This is a genomic window from Saccharothrix texasensis (assembly GCF_003752005.1).
Lineage (GTDB): Bacteria > Actinomycetota > Actinomycetes > Mycobacteriales > Pseudonocardiaceae > Actinosynnema > Actinosynnema texasense.
This window is the reverse complement of the sequence record NZ_RJKM01000001.1, coordinates 145,201-163,096: the sequence shown is the minus strand read 5'-3', so window position 1 is coordinate 163,096 and position 17,896 is coordinate 145,201. Positions and strand designations below refer to the sequence as shown.

The 17,896-nt window shown below is 73.2% G+C and carries 22 protein-coding genes; 11 read left to right on the top strand and 11 right to left on the bottom strand.

Annotated elements, in window-relative coordinates; genetic code table 11:
- Positions 1–11 precede the first annotated feature (11 nt).
- Complete coding sequence (locus EDD40_RS00620) at positions 12–737, bottom strand: zf-HC2 domain-containing protein (RefSeq protein ID WP_123747647.1); 726 nt, start codon at positions 735–737, stop codon at positions 12–14.
- Positions 738–800: 63 nt separating this feature from the next.
- Here EDD40_RS00620 and EDD40_RS00615 point away from each other — a divergent pair, with 63 nt between their 5' ends.
- Positions 801–1,352 (top strand): sigma-70 family RNA polymerase sigma factor, encoded by a 552-nt coding sequence (locus EDD40_RS00615; RefSeq protein ID WP_246037300.1) that lies wholly within the window; start codon positions 801–803, stop codon positions 1,350–1,352.
- Positions 1,353–1,384: 32 nt separating this feature from the next.
- Here the strand turns inward: EDD40_RS00615 and EDD40_RS00610 are convergent, their stop codons facing one another.
- Positions 1,385–1,930, bottom strand: a complete 546-nt coding sequence (locus tag EDD40_RS00610; RefSeq protein ID WP_123741151.1) for a vitamin K epoxide reductase family protein — start codon at positions 1,928–1,930, stop codon at positions 1,385–1,387.
- A complete protein-coding gene (locus EDD40_RS00605; RefSeq protein WP_123747645.1) occupies positions 1,927–2,661 on the bottom strand; it encodes a DsbA family protein in 735 nt (244 codons plus the stop codon). The genes EDD40_RS00610 and EDD40_RS00605 overlap by 4 nt, the downstream gene beginning before the upstream one ends.
- A 104-nt stretch (positions 2,662–2,765) precedes the next feature.
- On the opposite strand from EDD40_RS00605, the gene EDD40_RS00600 reads away from it, so the two are divergent.
- The gene (locus EDD40_RS00600; RefSeq protein WP_246037299.1) at positions 2,766–4,655 is read left to right on the top strand and encodes a bifunctional copper resistance protein CopD/cytochrome c oxidase assembly protein; all 1,890 of its coding nucleotides are present in this window, start codon (positions 2,766–2,768) and stop codon (positions 4,653–4,655) included.
- A gap of 13 nt (positions 4,656–4,668) precedes the next feature.
- Positions 4,669–6,882: a heavy metal translocating P-type ATPase gene (locus tag EDD40_RS00595; protein ID WP_123741149.1), complete on the top strand. Its 2,214-nt coding sequence runs from the start codon at positions 4,669–4,671 to the stop codon at positions 6,880–6,882.
- Between the two features lie 24 nt (positions 6,883–6,906).
- Here the strand turns inward: EDD40_RS00595 and EDD40_RS43005 are convergent, their stop codons facing one another.
- From EDD40_RS43005 to EDD40_RS00585, 3 genes are all read right to left on the bottom strand, one after another.
- Positions 6,907–7,062: a hypothetical protein gene (locus EDD40_RS43005; RefSeq protein WP_246037298.1), complete on the bottom strand. Its 156-nt coding sequence runs from the start codon at positions 7,060–7,062 to the stop codon at positions 6,907–6,909.
- A gap of 81 nt (positions 7,063–7,143) precedes the next feature.
- Positions 7,144–7,320, bottom strand: coding sequence for a type 1 glutamine amidotransferase family protein (locus tag EDD40_RS43000; protein WP_246037297.1), 177 nt, complete (start codon positions 7,318–7,320; stop codon positions 7,144–7,146).
- A gap of 344 nt (positions 7,321–7,664) precedes the next feature.
- Positions 7,665–7,913: an ATP-binding cassette domain-containing protein gene (locus tag EDD40_RS00585; RefSeq protein WP_246037296.1), complete on the bottom strand. Its 249-nt coding sequence runs from the start codon at positions 7,911–7,913 to the stop codon at positions 7,665–7,667.
- 549 nt (positions 7,914–8,462) lie between these two features.
- On the opposite strand from EDD40_RS00585, the gene EDD40_RS00580 reads away from it, so the two are divergent.
- The gene (locus EDD40_RS00580) at positions 8,463–9,578 is read left to right on the top strand and encodes a carboxylate-amine ligase (RefSeq protein ID WP_211348031.1); all 1,116 of its coding nucleotides are present in this window, start codon (positions 8,463–8,465) and stop codon (positions 9,576–9,578) included.
- Positions 9,579–9,587: 9 nt separating this feature from the next.
- On the opposite strand, the gene EDD40_RS00575 is transcribed toward EDD40_RS00580, so the two are convergent.
- Positions 9,588–9,932 carry a hypothetical protein gene (locus tag EDD40_RS00575; protein WP_148088638.1) on the bottom strand — a complete coding sequence of 115 codons (345 nt, stop codon included), beginning with the start codon at positions 9,930–9,932 and terminating at the stop codon, positions 9,588–9,590.
- A gap of 153 nt (positions 9,933–10,085) precedes the next feature.
- Here EDD40_RS00575 and EDD40_RS00570 point away from each other — a divergent pair, with 153 nt between their 5' ends.
- Complete coding sequence (locus tag EDD40_RS00570) at positions 10,086–10,490, top strand: ATP-binding protein (protein WP_170184884.1); 405 nt, start codon at positions 10,086–10,088, stop codon at positions 10,488–10,490.
- 2 nt (positions 10,491–10,492) lie between these two features.
- Here EDD40_RS00570 and EDD40_RS00565 read toward each other — a convergent pair whose 3' ends face one another.
- The 4 genes from EDD40_RS00565 to EDD40_RS41290 form a co-directional block, all read right to left on the bottom strand.
- The gene (locus tag EDD40_RS00565; protein ID WP_123741146.1) at positions 10,493–10,738 is read right to left on the bottom strand and encodes a three-helix bundle dimerization domain-containing protein; all 246 of its coding nucleotides are present in this window, start codon (positions 10,736–10,738) and stop codon (positions 10,493–10,495) included.
- A 77-nt stretch (positions 10,739–10,815) separates the two neighbouring features.
- Positions 10,816–11,208: a hypothetical protein gene (locus EDD40_RS00560; RefSeq protein WP_123741145.1), complete on the bottom strand. Its 393-nt coding sequence runs from the start codon at positions 11,206–11,208 to the stop codon at positions 10,816–10,818.
- Positions 11,209–11,383: 175 nt separating this feature from the next.
- Complete coding sequence (locus tag EDD40_RS00555) at positions 11,384–12,712, bottom strand: pectate lyase (protein WP_123747643.1); 1,329 nt, start codon at positions 12,710–12,712, stop codon at positions 11,384–11,386.
- Between the two features lie 331 nt (positions 12,713–13,043).
- The gene (locus EDD40_RS41290) at positions 13,044–13,202 is read right to left on the bottom strand and encodes a hypothetical protein (protein ID WP_170184883.1); all 159 of its coding nucleotides are present in this window, start codon (positions 13,200–13,202) and stop codon (positions 13,044–13,046) included.
- A gap of 64 nt (positions 13,203–13,266) precedes the next feature.
- On the opposite strand from EDD40_RS41290, the gene EDD40_RS00550 reads away from it, so the two are divergent.
- The 6 genes from EDD40_RS00550 to EDD40_RS00530 all read left to right on the top strand — a co-directional run bounded on the left by EDD40_RS00550 (position 13,267) and on the right by EDD40_RS00530 (position 17,866).
- Positions 13,267–13,710 (top strand): RrF2 family transcriptional regulator, encoded by a 444-nt coding sequence (locus EDD40_RS00550; protein WP_123741144.1) that lies wholly within the window; start codon positions 13,267–13,269, stop codon positions 13,708–13,710.
- Positions 13,707–14,138 (top strand): group III truncated hemoglobin, encoded by a 432-nt coding sequence (locus EDD40_RS00545; RefSeq protein WP_123741143.1) that lies wholly within the window; start codon positions 13,707–13,709, stop codon positions 14,136–14,138. The genes EDD40_RS00550 and EDD40_RS00545 overlap by 4 nt, the downstream gene beginning before the upstream one ends.
- Before the next feature lie 49 nt (positions 14,139–14,187).
- On the top strand, positions 14,188–15,711 hold the full coding sequence (locus EDD40_RS00540; protein WP_123741142.1) for a PucR family transcriptional regulator: 1,524 nt from the start codon (positions 14,188–14,190) through the stop codon (positions 15,709–15,711).
- Between the two features lie 115 nt (positions 15,712–15,826).
- Positions 15,827–17,086 carry an NAD(P)/FAD-dependent oxidoreductase gene (locus EDD40_RS00535; protein ID WP_123747642.1) on the top strand — a complete coding sequence of 420 codons (1,260 nt, stop codon included), beginning with the start codon at positions 15,827–15,829 and terminating at the stop codon, positions 17,084–17,086.
- 8 nt (positions 17,087–17,094) lie between these two features.
- Complete coding sequence (locus tag EDD40_RS41285) at positions 17,095–17,259, top strand: hypothetical protein (protein WP_170184882.1); 165 nt, start codon at positions 17,095–17,097, stop codon at positions 17,257–17,259.
- Positions 17,260–17,392: 133 nt separating this feature from the next.
- Positions 17,393–17,866, top strand: coding sequence for a GreA/GreB family elongation factor (locus EDD40_RS00530; protein ID WP_123741141.1), 474 nt, complete (start codon positions 17,393–17,395; stop codon positions 17,864–17,866).
- The last annotated feature ends 30 nt before the right edge of the window (positions 17,867–17,896 follow it).

Genomic DNA, 17,896 nt, shown 5'->3' with positions numbered 1-17,896 from the left:
GTGTCCGTGGGTCAGGCGGCTCGTCGGTGGTGGGCGGTGGGTCGCAGGTGACGCGGTTTCCCGTGACGCACGCCAGGGCTCGGAGCGGCTTCGTCACCACTGTGGTCGTGGTGGTGGAGGTCGTCGTGCTCGTGCTTGGCGGGTGTGCCCGGAGTCGGCTCCCGGTGGGCTCGGGCGACGAGGTAGAGCAGGACCAGACCGGCCACCAGGGGCAGGTGGGACACGACTCGGGTGGCTGTTGCGGTGCCGTCGAGCAGGTCGCTGACGGAGAAGACCAGCAGCACGGCGACGAACCCGCCCAAGGTCGGCAGCAGCCCGGCGGCGCGGTGCGCGTTCACGGCGGCGACCAGCAGACCGATGCCCAGCGCGAGGTTCCACGCCGCGCCCTCGTTGAACAGGTGGGTGGAGAGCCCGTGCCCGCCGTGCCCGCCGGTGGCGCCGGCGAGCAACTGGGCCAGGGCGAGCCACAGCTGGACGATGGCGACCGCGGCCAGGGCCAGCCGTGGGGTCAGGGCGGTGTGGCGGGGTGGGGCGGCGGCCAGCACAGCGTCGACCAGGTCCGGCTCCGGCCCGACGGGCCGGACGCGGATGGTCCTGGTCAGAGCCTGTGCGCTCGCCTGCCAGTGGGTGCAGGCGGTGCACTGTGCCAGATGCGCGTCCGTGTCGGCGGCGGGTACGGGCTCGGTCTCGCCGTCCAGGCGGGCCGAGAGCGCTTCACGGCAGGATTGGCAGTCCACACACCAGTAGTCGCTCCATTCGGTTCACGAGTTCCCGACACCGTGCGGTTACGATTCGGAATCGTGACAGACTTCGACGACGAGGTGACGCGCTGCGCTCTCGACGCTCGTTCCGGCGACCGAGACGCCCTGGAGCGCTTCGTGCGCGCCACCCAGCGGGACGTGTGGCGCTTCGTCGCCCACCTGGCCGACGTCGACCTGGCGGACGACCTGGCGCAGGAGACCTATGCCCGCGCCTTGCCGAGCTTGCGGCGCTTCGCCGGCCGCTCCTCGGCCCGCACCTGGTTGCTGGTCATCGCCCGCCGCGTCGTGGTCGACCAGGTCCGCATGGCCCAGTCCCGCCCCCGGCTGTCCTCGGGCGCGGACTGGGCGCAGGAGGCCGACCGCAAGGCGGTCGACACCGGCTTCGAGGACGTCGTCGAGCTCAACATGCTGCTCGACGCCCTGGACCCCGACCGCCGCGAAGCCCTGGTGCTCACCCAGATCCTGGGCCTGCCCTACGCAGAGGCCGCGGAGGTCGTCGGCTGCCCGGTCGGCACCATCCGCTCCCGGGTCGCCCGCGCCCGCGACGACCTGCTCCGCTCCGCGGGCGACGAGGCCACCGACGTGGGGTGAGCCTCGCTGCGCACCCGATCGTCACGACACCGTCACAGCAGGTTGCTCCAGTAGTCCCAGAAGGCGTGCAGCACCAGGCCGGCGATCAGCACGTACCAGAAGGCCAGGACCGCGCTGTGCAGGCGGCGCAGCGGTGCGAGCGCGGGCCAGGTGTCCAAAGTGGTGTACCAGAACAGCGGGATGGTGACGATCCACACGACCAGGCAGTAGGGGCACAGGGCGTGGATGTCGTACAGGCTCGCGACGATCAGCCAGTGCACGAACGCGAACCCGAACGCGGTGCCGGCGTTGAGCGCGATCCGGTACCAGCGCGGCGGTTCGAAGCCCGCCAGCACCGCGACGCCCGTGGTGACCACGACGGCGAACGCCGCGATGCCGATCAGCGGGTTGGGGAAGCCGAACGCCTCCGCCTGCGGGCTGTCCATGACCGACCCGCACGAGATGACCGGGTTGAGCGAGCACGTGGGGATGTGGGCGGGGTCGCGCAGCTTGGCGATCTTCTCCAGCGTCAGCGCCGCGGCGGCGACCAGGCCGAGGCCACCGCCGACGACGTGGAGCCAGGCGAGTCGGCGGCTCATCCGGCCAGCGCCGCGTCGATCTTCGCCCGCAGCTCGCGGTCGATGTCGGCGACGGTGCGCCCGGTGGGGTGGAACTCCTCCCCGTCGAGGAAGAGCGTCGGCGTGCTGTTCACACCGGCCTTCGTCCCGTCGGCGACGTCCCGGTCGATGATCGCCTGGACCTCCGGCGAGGCCACGTCCGTGCGGAAGCGCTCCAAGTCCAGGCCGGCGGCGGTGGCGTACTTGTCGAACTCCGCGGTCGCACGGCGAACGTCGGAGCTGGTCGACTGGCCGGCCACGGCCCACTGGTCGAAGTTGTCGTAGAGGGCGTGGTACATCTCGGCGTACTTGCCCTGCTTGGCGGCGGCCTCGGCGGCGCGCGCGGCAGGCACCGCGAGCGGGTGCATCTCCAGCGGGAAGTTGCGGACCACGAACGTGATGCGTCCCCGGTAGTCCTGCTCCAGCTTCTTGGTGATGCCGGTGTAGTACGAGGAGCAGGCCGGACACTGGAAGTCCAGGAACTCCACCAGTGTGACCTTGTCGCCCTCCACCCTGGACAGGGTGTGCGCGCCCGCTGGGAACAGCGCCGCGTTCGACGCGGCGCCGTCCTCATCGGACCGGTTGAACACCAGCACCCCGCCGATCACCAGGACCGCGACGAGGACCACGGCTCCGGTGAGGATGACGTTGAGGGAAGGCCCGCGCCGGGCGGCCATGATGTTGCGGCTCTTCTGGCGGCTTGTGCGTGACATCGACACGTCGCTTCTGATCGGGGACGGCTTCTCGTCCAGTTAGTCGGATGACGATCGGAGTAGTTCCGGGAACTCCGCGCCTCCTTCGCCCGACCGGTGTAGTCGTGAGGGTTGACAGGGCAGCCGTGCTCTCAGTGGGCATCGCGGTGTCGTGCGTCACGTTCGTCGTCCTGGCGGCGGGTGATGTGCACGGGGTGCTCGGCGACACCGATCCCGGACGCACGGCGTCGTGGCTGTTCGGCTTGGTCCGGTTCACCGCCGAGGCGGGGGCGGTGGTGGCGGTCGGTGCGCTGGCCTTCGCCGTGTTCGTCGTGCCGGCCGGCCGCGCGCGAGGGCTGACCGCGGACGCCTACGCCGCGGTCCGGGTCGCAGCCGGGGCGGCGACCGCGTGGGCGGTGGCCTCGGTGGTGGCGGTGCCGTTGGCGGCCGGTGACGCCTCGGGGCAGCCGCCGGGTGTGGTGTGGGCGCACCCGGGTGAGTTGGTCGCGGCGACGGAGGAGCCGAAGGCGTGGTTGTGCTCGGCGGTCGTCGCGTCGGTGGTGGCGGTCGGCGCGCGTTCGACCTTGACGTGGCCGGTGGCGGTGCTGTGGTTCGCGGTGGGCGTGGTGGGGTTGCTGCCGCCGGTGGTGGCCGGGCACGTGTCGGTGGGCGCGTGGCACGACCTGGCGACGGACGCGGTGGTGTGGCACGTGCCCGCCGGAGCCGTGTGGGTCGGCGCCCTGGTGGCGCTGCGCGCGTTCCTGCGGCGGCCGGGAGCGGAGCGCCGAGAGCGGGTGCTGCGCCGCTACCACCGGCTGAGCACGGTGTGCCTGGTGGTGTTGGTGCTCAGCGGTGCGGTGGTGGGCCTGGTGACGGCCGGCCTGGGTGGCCTGTGGTCGGGGTACGGGCTGCTGCTGGCGGTCAAGGTCGCGGTGTGCGCCGTCGTGCCGCTGCTGCGCCGCCGGTGGGGTGCGTCCCGCCCACTGGGTGCGGAACTGGTGGTGCTGGGGGTGGCCGTGGGCGCGTCGGTGGGGCTGACGCACCTGGTACCGCCCGCCTGGCTGGTGGCCCGGCCGACTGTGCAGGAGACCGTGCTCGGCTACGCACTGCCCGACCCGCCGTCCATTACGGGTCTGCTGCTCGGCTGGCGGCCCGACCTCGTGCTCGGCGTGGGCGCGCTGCTACTGGCCGTCGCATACCTCGTGGGGGTGTGCCGGTTGCGGAGCCGGGGCGACGGGTGGCCGGTCGGGCGCGCGGTGGCGTGGTCGGCGGGGTGCGCGGTGGTGCTGGTGGTGACCTCGTCCGGCCTGGGCCGGTTCGCGCCGGGCACGTTCAGCCTGCACATGGTCTCCCACATGGCGCTGAACATGCTCGGCCCGGTGCTGCTGGTCCTCGGCGGCCCGCTCACCCTGGCCCTGCGCGCACTGCCGCCCGGGCCGAGGACGTGGCTGGTGGCGCTCGTGCACAGTCGCGCGGCCCGGGTCGTCACGCACCCGGTGGTCGCGGCGGTGGTGTTCGTCGCGTCGTTCTCCCTGCTGTACTTCTCCGACCTGTTCGGCGAGGCCATGCGCTACCACTGGGCGCACCAGGTGATGAACCTGCACTTCCTGGTGTCCGGCTACGTCTTCTACTGGCTGGTCATCGGCGTGGACCGGGCACCCCGCCCGCTGCCGCACCTGGCACGGCTGGGCCTGCTGTTCTCCGTCATGCCCTTCCACGCCTTCTTCGGCGTGATCCTGATGAACACCCGGAACGTGATCGCCGAGACCTACTACCGGCACCTGTCGCTGCCCTGGGTGCCGGACCTGCTGACCGACCAACGGCTCGGCGGGGGCATCGCCTGGACCGCCGGGGAGCTGCCGATGCTGGTCGTGGTGATCGCCCTGCTGCGCCAGTGGGCCGCCGCCGACCGCCGCGAGGCCACCCGGCTCGACCGCCACCTCGACAGCGACGAGGACGGCCGGATCGCCGCCTACAACGCCATGCTCGCCGACCTCGCCGGTCGCCGGGACTGAGGAGAACCACGAGATGACCACCACCGCGGACGCGCCGGTCGAACTGGCCGTGTCCGGCATGACCTGCGCGGCCTGCGCCGGGCGGATCGAGCGCAAGCTCAACAGGCTCGACGGGGTGCGAGCCTCGGTCAACTACGCCACCGAACGCGCGATCGTCCACCTGCCCACCGGGCTGGCCGCGCAAGACGCGGTCGAAGCGGTGCGCGAGGCCGGCTACGACGCGCGAGTACGCCACCGCGCCGAAGACGACCGCGCCGCGCACACCGCCGCCGTGTCCGACCTGCGCCGCAGGCTCGTGGTCGCCGCAGTGCTCGCGATCCCGCTGGGCAACTTGTCGATCACCCTGGCCCTTGTCCCGTCGTTGCGGTTCACCGGCTGGGAGCTGCTGTGCGTGCTGCTGGCGCTGCCGGTGGTGGCCTACTCCGCCTGGCCGTTCCACCGGGCCGCGCTGCGCAACCTGCGCCACGGGTCCTCCAGCATGGACACCCTCGTCTCGCTGGGCGTGCTGGCCTCGTTCGGCTGGGCGGTGTGGTCCCTGGCGGCCGGCGCGTCGGGCCCCGGCTACTGGCTCGGATTCGGCGTCACCGCGGAGGGCGCGGACGCCGTCTACCTCGACGTGGCCGCCGGGGTGACCACATTCCTGTTGGCCGGGCGGTACTTCGAGACCCGCTCGCGGCGCAACGCCGTCGGGCTGCTCACCGCCCTGGCCGGGTTGGCCGCCAGGGACGCCCACGTGCTGCGCGACGGCGTGGAGGAACGGGTCCCCGCCGCGCTGCTGCGGGTCGGCGAGGAGTTCGTCGTACGACCGGGCGAGGCGCTGCCCGCCGACGGCGTGGTCACCGACGGCACGTCCGCGCTGGACATCGCGGCGATCACCGGAGAGTCCGTCCCGGCCGACGTCGGCCCCGGCGACCGCGTGGTCGGCGGCACGGTCAACAGGGCGGGACGGCTGGTGGTGCGTGCGACCGAGGTCGGGGCGAACACCCAACTGGCGCAGATGAGCGCGCTGGCCGAGCAGGCCGCTCAGCGCAAGGCCGCCGTGCAGCGGCTGGTGGACCGGGTGTGCGCGGTGTTCGTGCCGGTCGTGCTGGTGCTCGCGGCGCTGACGCTGGGCGGGTGGCTGATCACCGGCCACGATGCGCGGGAGGCGTTCACGGCGGCGGTCGCGGTGCTGATCATCGCCTGCCCGTGCGCGCTGGGCCTGGCCACCCCGACGGCGCTGATGGTCGGGGTGGCCCGCGCGGCTCAACTGGGCGTGCTGGTCAAGGGACCGGAGGCGCTGGAGGCCACCCGCGCGGTGGACACCGTCGTGCTGGACAAGACCGGCACCGTCACCACCGGACGGATGTCCGTCGTGGTGACCGCGGCGTTCGGCGAAGCGGTCGACCGCGAGGTGCTGCGCTGGGCCGGCGCGGTGGAAGCGGCCTCCGAACACCCCGTGGCGTCGGCCGTCGTCGCGGCGGCGGGCGACGCGCTGCCGACCGTGACCGGCTTCGAAGCGCTGGTCGGCGCGGGCGCGCGCGGCGAGGTGGACGGCATCCCGGTGGTCGTGGGCACGGCCGCGCTGATGACCGAACTGGGCATCACCGTGCCGTTGCGGGCCCACCGGTGGCTGGACGACCTCGCGGCGGCGACTGGCGTGCTCGTCGCCCGCGCGGGCGAGGTGGTGGGCGGCATCGCCGTGCGCGACACCGTGCGGCCGTCCGCCGCCGACGCCGTCGCCCGCCTGCACGCCCTGGGGCTGAAGACCGTGCTGCTGACCGGCGACGGCCTCTCGGCGGCACGGGCGGTCGCCGACGAGGTCGGCATCACCGACGTCCTGGCCGATGTCCGTCCGGCGGACAAGGTCGCCGCCGTCGAGGCGTTGCGCGCCGCCGGGCAGCGGGTCGCGATGGTCGGCGACGGCGTCAACGACGGCCCCGCCCTCGCCGCCGCCGACCTCGGCATGGCGATGGCGCGCGGCAGCGACGTCGCCGCCCACGCCGCCGACGTCATCCTCGTCCGCGACGACCTGCACGCCGTGCCCGACGCCGTGGAACTGGCCAACCGCACCCTGGGCACGATCCGCGGCAACCTGGTGTGGGCGTTCGGCTACAACGCCGCCGCCCTCCCGTTGGCCGCGTTCGGGCTGCTCAACCCGCTCATCGCGGGAGCGGCGATGTCGCTGTCCTCGGTGCTGGTGGTGGCGAACAGCCTGCGGTTGCGCGGCTACCGACCCGAACACTGATCCCCACATCGGGACCACCGCTCGTCAGACCTGTGACTCGGCGATCAGCCGCATCGCCAGTTCCCCGAGTCCCGGGTCGGCGCGCACGGCGTCGCCCGCGGCGAAGGGCGGTTCCGGGTCGTACTCGATGGCCGGCTGGATCGCCCTCGCCGTGAGGTCGTCGGTGAGCAGGGACGCCACGTACAGCGCCGTCGATGCCTGCCGACACGCCCGCGGCGGTGATGATCCGGTCCGAGCGCACGGACCGCTGCGGCAGGTAGGTCACGCCGAAGTCGTCCACGTGGTGCGCTCGTGCACTCGTCGGATCCAGTCCGGCAGCGCCCGGCTCTCCATCGCCGCCACCACGCCCCGCTCGTTCCCACCCAGGACGTCCAGCGCGTCCGTCTCGTCGATCGAGCGGTCCGCGACAACGGCCGTGCTCGCGGTGTCGGTGCGCACCGGCCCCCTTCCTCGGCGATCATCAGGGTGGTGGCGCCGGGTACCCGCGACAGCACCTCGGTCGGGCCGGTGGGGTCGAGCAGGCTGAAGCCGTCGTAGCGCAGGACGCCGATCACCGGACCCGACTCGGGTCGGCGCTCGCCGGAAAGGACGTTCGTCTCGTCGTGGGGCCGGGAACTCGTCATGGCTCGATGTCCTCCGGTGCGGAAGGGCGGCGGACGGCGATCACCGGGAACCACGGGGTGATCACGTCCGACTACCTGGATGTCGGATGGGCTCCTGGAACCGGCGACACCGCGTGGAGGGCGAGAACGGGACTCCCCGCCCTCCACGCGGGTGGAACGTCACCGGGCTGCCGGCGGGTCGCCGGTCACGGACGCGGTGACGAAGTGCGGTCGGCCGGTCAACGGGTGCGCCACGATCGCGCCGCGCACCCCGAACACGGCGGTGACGCGCTCGGCGGTGAGCACGTCCCGCGGCGTCCCGGCGCCCACCACCCGTCCCGTGTGGAGCAGAACCAGCCGGTCGCAGCAGGCGGTGGCGTGGTCGAGGTCGTGCAGGGCCGCGATCGTGGTCAGGCCGAGGCCGCGCACGAGGTCGAGCAGCTCGAGCTGACCACGAACGCGAGCACCGCCGACCGCACTCTCACGCGGCCTGAATTGATGATCACCAGGGCTCTCCTTCGAGACAGGGTGGTGGAGACGGCGACACCGCACGACGAGCGGACGCGGTGACCCAAGGTTTCGATCTGCTCCAACAAACTTGTCGATGCTCCGGATGCCCTGATCTCCGCTGCGGTCTCGGATGGCGATTGCCGTAGAAGCACCGGCGTGGCACCAGATTGGCCACAGGAGTCGACGGAGCGAGAGGTGTGGAGCCGGAATGGTCGATGCTCCACGCTCGGCGGCAGGCCGCAGCCGAGCACGACGAAGCGCCGGGTCCGTGTAGCGGACTCCGGCGCTCACTGCCCTCTTCGGCACCAGAGCCCGTTGACTTGAGCGGTCCAGCGGTGGTTCACCTGATCGGACCATTGGCTCAGGCTCGGGCCGATCCCGGGGCGGGTTGGCCGGCCCGGGCGGGGGTATCCCACAGCCCCTGGGCCGAACAGCCATCGGAGGGCCGCGGTGGGCAGTCTGGCGGGCGTGGCGACTCCGACGCTCGGAGTCGAAGAGGAGTTCCTGCTGGTCGACGCCCGCACGGGCGAACCCGCGCCGCACGGCGCGGAGGTGGTCGAGGCGGCCCAGCGGCGGTTCGGCGTCGAACTCGACGTCGAACTCCTCCAGTCCCAGGTGGAGACCCGCACCCCGGTGTGCCACGACCTCGCCGACGTGCACCGGCAGCTGACCGGGCTCCGGATGGTGGCCGTCGAGATCGCCCGCACGCTCGGCTTCGGGCTGCTGGCCGTCGGCACGCCGCCGGTGGGCGCGACGGCGGGGCCGACCACCGACCGCGATCGCTACCGCGGGCTCACCGAGGACTACCGGCTGCTCGCCGCCGAGCAGTCCATCTGCGGTTGCCACGTGCACGTGGCCGTGCCGGACCTGGAGACGGCGGTGCAGGTGTGCAACCACCTGCGGCCGTGGCTGCCGGTGCTCGGGGCGGTGACCGCGAACTCGCCCTTCGTCAACGGCGCGGACACCGGCTACGCGAGCTGGCGCTCGATGGTCTGGTCGCGCTGGCCGAGCGGCGGGCCGCCGCCGTACTTCGAGTCGGCGGCGCACTACGAGGCCACCTGCGACATGCTGCTCGCCGCCGGGTCGGCCCGCGACCGGCGGATGATCTACTGGGACGTCCGGCCGTCCGCGCACCTGCCGACCGTGGAGGTGCGGGTCGCCGACGTCGCGGCCACCGTGGACGAAGCGGTGCTGCTGGCCGCGCTGGTGCACGGCCTCGTGCGCACGGCGCTGGCCGACCTCCGGCGAGGGCTGACGGCCCCGCCGGTGCCGACGGAGGTGCTGCGCGCCGCCACGTGGCGGGCCGCGCGCGACGGCCTCGCGGGACTGTCCCTGGACGTGCTGTCCGGCCGGCTGGTGCCCGCGCGGCTGCTGCTGGACCGGCTCGTGCACCGCGTCGAGGACCAGCTCGACGAGCCCGCCCTGGTCCGCCGGCTGCTGTCCACCCTGGACAGCGACGGCGGCGGTGCGGAGCGGCAGCGGCGCGCCTTCGCCCGTGCGGGACGGATGTCCGACGTGCTGGAGCAACTGGCGCGCGACACCCTGTCCGGCGCGGAGACGTGGACCGGGGGCCGGTCCGGCTGACCGCGTGGATCAGCCGTCGGTCGGGCCGGCCCGCGCGAGGCGGAACAGGGCGGTGCGGCCGGCGAGCAGGAAGACGCGCGCGGCCTGGACATCACCGCCGGCGGCCTGGTCGCCGGCGTCGCGGAGGAACCCGAGCGCGGTCGACACCGGGCCGTTCGGCGTCAGCGCCGCCAGTTCCAGCAGGCGGTCCCGCACCGGGGCGGTGGCGGTGGCGAACCCGGCGAGCACGCGGTCGATCTCCTGCCGGGCGTCGGCGTGGCGGGGGTCCAGGCGCAGCACCGCCTGCACGGCGGAGTCCACCGCCACGCGCAGCACCGCCACCGGGTCGTCCACCGGAACCGTCTCCTCTGTCACGGAAAGCAAGGGTAGATCACGATCCGTAGCGCGGCATGTGCTCGGCGCGACGGCCGCGCCTCGATGTGTGCGTTCGGGTCGGTCGGGGTACCCCGACGCACCGAGGCCGTTTCGAACAGGCGGGGCGGCCCGGGTGTCCTGGGGGACGGTCACATGACCTCGTCGGAGAACACGCTCGCCGCCAGGGTGAGCGTGGACCTGACCACACCGGTCGCGCCGCTGGCCCAGATCCGGCAGTGGCTCGCGACCGTGCTCGCCGAACTCGCCGAGGACGTGCTGCAGGACTTGATGCTGATCTGCACGGAACTGGTGTCCAACGCCTACGACCACGCGCGGGCGCCTCGCCAGCTGCGCGTGCGGCGGTCGCGGGACAGCGATTCCCTGCTGATCGAAGTGGACGACGGCAGCCCTGAGCTCCTGCCGGTGGCCGGCGCGTCCCGCCTCGGCGCGTTCCGGGGCCGGGGCCTGGTCATGGTCGACCACCTGTCGCAACGCCGCTGGGGCACGCACCTCGCCGCCGAGGGCAAGACGGTGTGGGCGGAGCTGCCGCTGTCGTGACGTCAGGTCCCGCGCAGGCTCCGCTGAGCGGACCGCGCGGCCAGGATCGGCAGGAAGTTGGGGAACTTCGCCTTGGCGGCGAGCCGCTGGTAGGCGTCGGACACGGCCGCGCGCACGACCTGGTGGTCGATCTTGCCGCCGAGCCGCCTGCTGACCTCCTCCGCCGCCTGGTCCAGCTGCGCTTCGACGTCGGTGCGCAGCGTGCGCGGATCCCGGACCAGATGACCTTCAAGCCGTTCAGCCGTCATGACGTTCCTCCGTCGCGGCACGGTGGTGTTCAGCCACCAACGGGATCGGCCGCAGGCCCCGACCGCGAAACCCGCGATCAGAAGTCGTCGGTCGAGGTCAGCTCGTGCTCGAACGCGTCGGCGGCGGTGACCAGCAGCATCAGCGGGCGTTCGAACTCCTCCCGCACGCTCAGGTCCTCCAGCGGCACGGTGTGCTTGAGCAGGGCGACGTCGTCGACCACGGCGGCCCCGCCGACGGCCGAGGTGCCCGCGAGCACGAGCAGCCGCTTCAGGTCGATCGCGTCGGCCTGGCCGACGGGCGAGGAGATCTCGACCCACGCCACGCCGTCCGACTCCGGCACGTGGTGCACGGAGACCTGCTGGGTCCGGCTCTCGCCCAGGTCGAGCCGGAAGCGCAGCCAGCTGTCGGTCTCCTCCAGCACCTCGTACCGCGTCCGGACGTAGTTGATCACATCGATCCAGCTGGTCACCGTCGTTGCCCCTTGCCCCTGCTCACGCCACGCCGCCCGGTCGTCCCACACGGTATCCGAACTCGCCCGCGACGCCGGGCAACCGGTCGGGGAAGATCCACGCCGAGTCCGGCGGCGGTGACGGATCGAGGTCGCGGCCGGGTGGCCGCGACCTCGATCGGTGTCGTGCCGCCGCCTACCGGTAGGTGATGTCGGACGACGAGTAGAAGCAGTTCACGCCGTCCGCGCCGGAGCCGATCTTGGTCGGCTCGCTGCCCTTCGGGACGCCCTTGTACTTGTCGCAGATCGACGCCGAGCCGTAGACCGTGATGCGGGAGAAGCGGGCGGTGTCGCCCCAGTTGGTGTTGATGCCCGCCAGCGCGCTGGTCGACCGCGCCGTGACGCCGTCCATCACCACGTGCCGCTGGTAGGACGTGGCGCAGTTGCCGCACGCCCGGTACAGCTTGCCCGCGCCGTTGACCTGGAAGTTGCGGATGGTCACGGTGCCCGCGCCGTTGTGCTGGAACACCTTGTCCGACGCCGACTTCGCGCCGCCGCCGTCGACCAGGTAGGTCGCCGAGGAGCTGGAGGACTTGAACGTCGCCGCGTCCTCGCCCACGTCGTTCCACCAGACGTTGCGGATCGTGCAGGAGCCCTCGCAGTGGATGCCGTCGCCGGCGGGCGCGTCGAGGATCACGTTCTCGATCGTGCCGCCGTTGGCCACCACGAACATCGGGTCCTGGCTCTCGCCCTGACCGCCGTCGCCGATGCCGTAGTACCGCTTCATGCCACCGTTGAAGTAGGTGCCCACGTCACGCGTCGTGGTCTGGTGCACGCTGCCGGTGTCACTCGGCCACGGGCCGCTGCCGTCACCACCGCTGCCGGGGTTCGTGGTGGTCGTGGTCGTGGTGCGCGTCGTGGTCGAGGTCGACGTGGAGGTCGACGTCGGGCCGCCGCTGGTCGGCGTGAACGTCCACTGCTTGGTGGCCGCGCTGTCGCAGGAGTTCTGCTGCACCAGCGCGCCGGTGGCGGTGGAGTTGTCCTTGATGTTCATGCACTTGGCGCCGTTGGCGTTGATCACGCGGTAGTTGCTGCCGCTGGCGGTCAACGACCAGGTCTGGCTGGCGGCGCCGGTGCACGACTCCTGCTCGATCGCCTTGCCCGCCGAGGTCGACGAGTCCCGGACGCCGACGCACAGGCCGGTGGCCACGGAGGTGATCTTGAAGCCGCCGCTCACCGCCGCCAACGTCCACTGCTGGCTGCCGGTGGTGGCGCACGACGCCTGCTGGAGCTGCACGCCGCTCGCCGCGCTCGCGCCGGGCACGTCGAGGCACTGCCCGCTGCCCGCGTTCTTGAGGGTGTAGGTGCCCGCGCCGACCGCCGCGTCCGCGGGCGTCGCGCCCGGCCAGGCGAGGAGGCCGGCGGCCAGCGCCGTGGCGCCCGCCGCCGCGGCCAGGCTCAGGCGCCATCGTGTGCCACGCGGTGGTGCGGGTCGCGTGGATCGACGGTGATCCGCTGTGCTCATCAACAACTCCACTTCTCACTTTCCGGGACGCCGAGGTCGGCGGTCGACCGATTTCGAAAGCGCGTTTCCCGGCACCGGTTCACCAGTGTGAAGAATTTCCGGAAATCGCTTTCCAGCGGGATGTTAGATGCTGTTGAAGCGGCCGGTCAACGACGGCTTTCCCGAGGTCGGACCGCCAGCGTGTCGAATACGATCGAACACCGAGCTGATCGCGGGTGCCATTGATCAACTCAACCGGACGTGCAAATGCGGGCGGTCATATTCGTGAACAGAATCGCCCGGCCCGGTCACACTCGTGAACAAAAGGACAGGCGATGAACCAATAGCGGGCTCACCGCTCGTCGTCCTGGTCGGGCATCTCCGCGCCGCACCGGGGGCACACCGCCGGCACCGGGCCCTCGGCCATCGAGCCGCACTCCGGGCACACCCGCGACAGCAGGCACACCGGGTCCCCGGTCGGCGTCGGCGCGCGGTTCTCGTTCGACTCCACCGACGCCCCCACCTGGTCCGACCGAAACAGGAACCGAGAATACCTCTTTTGCTACCGTCCCTCCATGTACCTCATCCGGTCCACGGACATCGCGCTGCGCGTGGTGATGCTCCTGGCCACCGACGGCGGGCGGCTGACCGTCGACCGGCTCGCCGACGCGCTCGACGTGCCGCGCCACCACATGGCCAAGGTCGTGCAGCGCCTCCAGCGGCACGGTTTCGTGGCCACCTCGCGCGGCCGGGCCGGCGGGGTCGGGGTGCCGCCGGCGGTGCTGGAGACCTCGGTCGGCGCCGTCGTGCGGGCGTTGGAGGGCGACAGCGAGGTGGTCGACTGCGACGGCCCTCCCTGCCCGCTGCGCGGGGGCTGCCACCTGCGCGGGGCGCTGCGCGCGGCCCAACTGGCGTTCCTCGCCGTGCTGGACGACGTGACCGTGCGGGCGCTGGTCGCCGAACCGGCCGGCCCCGTCCTGCTCGACCTGGTGCCGCACCGCGCGGGCGGCGCGCGGTGACGGCGGCCCGGGACCTGGCCGGCCGGGAGGACGCGCTGGCGCTGGTGACCGAGTTCTACCGGCGGGCGTTCGACGACGGGCTGCTCGGCCCGGTCTTCCGCGACGTGGCCAGGCTCGACCTCCCGGCACACCTGCCCGTGATCGCGGACTTCTGGGCCACGGTGCTGTTCCGCGCCGGCACGTACCGCCGCAACCTGCTGCGCGTGCACCTCGACCTGCACGAGCGCTTCCCCCTGACCTCCGCGCACTTCACCCGGTGGCTGGCGCTGTGGGCCGCTACCGTGGACGACCTGTTCACGGGCGAGAAGGCGGACCTGGCGAAGTCGCAGGCGGAGCGGATCGCCTGGTCCATGATCCGCAGGCTGCGCCGGGAGGACGCGAGCGAGCTGGTCACCATCCGGCGGCGGGACGAGGTCGAGGAGCGCTGACGCCGCCGGCGGTTACGGTGTGCTGTCGGCTCCGAACAGAGGTTTGCCCATGATCAGGTTGGACCGCCTGGTGAACGTGCTGGGTGGCTACGGCGTGCGGTTGGCGTGCTGCCCCGTGCCGCGCTCGACGGAGTTGCGCAGCGTGGTGATGCGCGAGGCCAGCGAGGCGCGGGCGGTCGGCGGCGACGTGTTCCTGGCCGTCGGCGCCGAGTCGGTGGCCCAGGCCGTGGGGTGGGCCGCGGCGGCGAAGGCGGCCGTGGTGCTGCTGCACGGTGACGCCGAGCGCGAGGCGGCCGCGATCGGCGAGGCGGAAGGCGTCGCGGTGATGCTGGTCGACCCGGCCGTGTCGTGGAGCCAGCTGGCCGGGGTGGTCTACGGGTTGGTGCTGGAGGGCCGGGAGACGGAGTCCGGTCGCGGCCCGACGGACCTGTTCGCGCTGGCCGACAGCCTCGCGGGCGCGGTCGGCGGTTCGGTGACCATCGAGGACCGGCTCTCGAACGTGCTGGCGTACTCCAGCTCGCAGCAGGGCGCCGACCCGGCCCGCCTGGAGACGATCCTGGGCCGGCAGGCACCGCCGCGGCTGCGGGAGGCGTTCGAGCGCCGCGGCGTGTTCGCCTACCTCGCCGCCTACGACGAGCCGCTGTTCGTCGAGGAGGACCCGGAGCACGGCCTGACCGGGCGGATGGTCGTGGCCGTGCGCGCGGGCCGGGAGCTGCTCGGGTCGGTGTGGGTGACGTGCGGCGTGCCGTTGACGGGCGTCCGCTGCGCGGCGCTGGCCGACGGCGCCCGCACCGTGGCGTTGCACCTGCTGCGCTCGCGGGCCAGCGCGGACCTGGAGCGCCAGGTGGAGTCCGACCTGGTGATCCGGCTGCTGGAGGGCACCGCGGACGCCGCGACGGTGGTCAGCAGGCTCGGGTTGCCGCAGGGGCCGTCGCGGGTCATCGCCGTGCGCGCCCACATCGCCGCCGAGCGGCACGCCGCGCTGTTGCTGGCCTTCGAACGCGCCACCACCGGGTTCGGCTGGTCCCGACCCGGCCGCAGCACCCTGGCCGGCACCACGCTCTACACCGTCCTGCCGGGCGAGCAGGTGACCGCGGCGCGCGAGTGGGTGACCCTGCTGCGGGCCGCGCTCCCGAGCCGGGTGACGGTGACCGCGGGCATCGGCGCGACCGCGTCGGCGGCCGACCTGCCCGCGAGCAGGCAGGAGGCCGACGAGTGCCTGGCGCTGCACGAGGCGCGCACCCCGGACGCCGTGCCGCCGGCCTACGACGAGTCGTGGGACGACATCCTGCTGCAACGCCTGCGCGCCGCCGCGCGGGCGGGTCGCACCCCCGCCCGGGGTCCGGTCGCCGAGCTGCGCCGCCACGACGGCGACCACGCGACCCACTACGTGCCGACCCTGCGCGCGTGGCTGGAGGCGCAGGGCGACCTCGCGCGGGCGGGCGACCGGCTCGGCGTGCACCCCAACACCATCCGCTACCGGCTGCGGAAGATGGTCGAGGTGACGCCGCTCGACCTGGACGACCCGCGCAAGCGCCTCGCCATGATCATCGATCTGGCCGCCACCGAGTAGCTGTCGGTTCCCGACAAGATCAGGCCATCAGATTGTCGGTGACGGACAACCGGCTGGTGGGGCGTCCGGGGAATGCTGACGTGGACAGCAGTTCCGCTCGGGTGTGGAGGTGGTCATGGTCGACGTCGGGCGCAGTGCCGGCGGGCCGGGGTCGGCGGTCGTGGTCGGCGCGGGCATCGTCGGCCTGTCGACCGCGTGGTTCCTGCAGGAACGCGGCGTCGAGGTGACCGTGGTGGACCGCACCGGGGTGGCCGCGGGCGCGTCGTGGGGCAACGCCGGGTGGCTCTCGCCGGGCTTGACCATCCCGCTCAACGAGCCGTCCGTGCTGCGCTACGGCCTGCGGTCGTTGCTGAACCCGGCCGCGCCGCTGCACATCCCGCTGTCCGCCGACCCGGGGCTGTGGACGTTCCTGGCGCGGTTCGCGGCCAACTGCCGGTGGTCGTCCTGGACGCGGGCCGTGCGCGCGAACCGGGCGCTCAACGCCGAGTGCGTGGAGGCGTTCGACGTGCTGACCGCGAACGGCGTCGAGGCGCCCACGGTGGCCGCGCCGATCACCGCCGGGTTCGAGACCGCCCGGCAGGCCGACGGGCTGCGCCACGAGCTGAGCCGGATGGCCCAGGCGGGCCAGCCGGTCGAGCACGCCACCCTCGACCGCGACCAGCTGCGCGAACTCGTGCCGCTGGCGTCCGGCGCCCTCACCACCGGGGTGCGGATCGACGGCCAGCGGCACCTCGACCCCGGTGGGTTCGTGCACGCGCTGGCCCGGTCGGTCGAGGCGCGCGGCGCCACGTTCCGCGTGCTGGAGACCGTCGACGTCCACTCCACCGGCCAGGGCGTCGCGGTGCGCGCCCGCGGCGGCGAGTCGCTGACCGCCGACGTCGCGGTCGTGGCCACCGGCGCGTGGCTGTCCCGGCTCGCGGCCAGGTGGGGCGTGCGCGTCCCGGTGCGCGCGGGCCGCGGCTACTCGTTCACCGTGCCCGTCGACCGCCCGGTGCCCGGCCCCGTCTACCTGCCCGCCGCCCGGGTGGCGTGCACGCCCTACCAGGGCGCGCTCCGGGTCGCGGGCACCATGGAGTTCCGCGACCCGGACGCGCCGGGCGTGGTGGCCCGGCTGGACGCGATCACCGCCTCGGCCCGCCCGCTGCTCGACGGCGTGCGCTGGGAGGAGCGCCGCGACGTGTGGGTCGGCCCGCGCCCGGTCACCCCGGACGGCCGTCCCCTGATCGGCGAGGTGCTCGCGCGCGGGGTCTACGTCGCTGGCGGGCACGGCATGTGGGGGCTGGCGCACGGCCCGATCACCGGCAGGCTGCTCGCCGAGCAGATCACCACCGGCAAGCAGCCGGAGGCGTTGCGCGCGTTCGACCCGTTGCGCTGAGCGCCCGCGTGGACGGCACCCGCGACCCGCTCGCCCGCGACGAGCGCGCCGAGCTGCACTGGTTGCGCGCGGAGAACACGTTGCTGCGCGTGCAGCTCGACATCCTCACCGACATCGCCACCGGCTACGCCCACGACGTCGACACGATCCTCCGCCTGCGCGCGGACCGCTGACCGACCAGAGCCAACCACCCCGTCCGAGGAGCCGGCGCCGCTGCACCACCCGGCACCGCGGACACCCGCGCCGTCAGGGCGGCCCCACCCTCCCACCGGCCGCCCTGACGGCACCCCTCCCACGAAGGCCACCATGACCGACACCCAGCCCCGACGCACCTGGCTCACCCGGCACGCCCACGAACGGCTCCGGACCGAGCTGGCCGAGCTGAGCCGCACCGCGGGCGACGACGAGTCCGCCGACCCGGACGACCGCGCCGCGATCCGCCGGCAGCGGCAGGACCGCGTCCGCGAGATCCAGCACCTGCTCGGCAACGCGGTCGTCGGCGAGGACCCGCCCGACGACGGCGTCGCCGAACCCGGCATGGTGCTCACCGTCCGGTACGACGACGCGGACGACACCGAGACGTTCCTGCTGGGCGCGCGTGCCGCCGAGCACGGCGACCTCGAGGTCTACTCCCCCGACTCGCCCCTCGGCACGGCGCTCACCGGCGCGCGGCGCGGCGAGCGGCGCACCTACCGCGTCCCCGACGGCAGCACCATCGGCGTCACCCTGCTCGACGCCGTGCCCCACGGACGCCACCCCGCCGCCGCCAGACCCGACTGAAGGACGCGCCGCGCCGGGCGTCCCGGTGGC

Bases quoted from the DNA above. Each gene is read 5' to 3' on its own strand.
- EDD40_RS00535 (WP_123747642.1), top strand. From the start codon at position 15,827: ATGGTCGACGTCGGGCGCAGTGCCGGCGGGCCGGGGTCGGCGGTCGTG.
- EDD40_RS00570 (WP_170184884.1), top strand. From the start codon at position 10,086: ATGACCTCGTCGGAGAACACGCTCGCCGCCAGGGTGAGCGTGGACCTG.
- EDD40_RS00555 (WP_123747643.1), bottom strand. From the start codon at position 12,712: ATGAGCACAGCGGATCACCGTCGATCCACGCGACCCGCACCACCGCGT.
- EDD40_RS00610 (WP_123741151.1), bottom strand. From the start codon at position 1,930: ATGAGCCGCCGACTCGCCTGGCTCCACGTCGTCGGCGGTGGCCTCGGC.
- EDD40_RS00550 (WP_123741144.1), top strand. From the start codon at position 13,267: ATGTACCTCATCCGGTCCACGGACATCGCGCTGCGCGTGGTGATGCTC.
- EDD40_RS00530 (WP_123741141.1), top strand. From the start codon at position 17,393: ATGACCGACACCCAGCCCCGACGCACCTGGCTCACCCGGCACGCCCAC.
- EDD40_RS00540 (WP_123741142.1), top strand. From the start codon at position 14,188: ATGATCAGGTTGGACCGCCTGGTGAACGTGCTGGGTGGCTACGGCGTG.
- EDD40_RS00565 (WP_123741146.1), bottom strand. From the start codon at position 10,738: ATGACGGCTGAACGGCTTGAAGGTCATCTGGTCCGGGATCCGCGCACG.
- EDD40_RS00595 (WP_123741149.1), top strand. From the start codon at position 4,669: ATGACCACCACCGCGGACGCGCCGGTCGAACTGGCCGTGTCCGGCATG.
- EDD40_RS00605 (WP_123747645.1), bottom strand. From the start codon at position 2,661: ATGTCACGCACAAGCCGCCAGAAGAGCCGCAACATCATGGCCGCCCGG.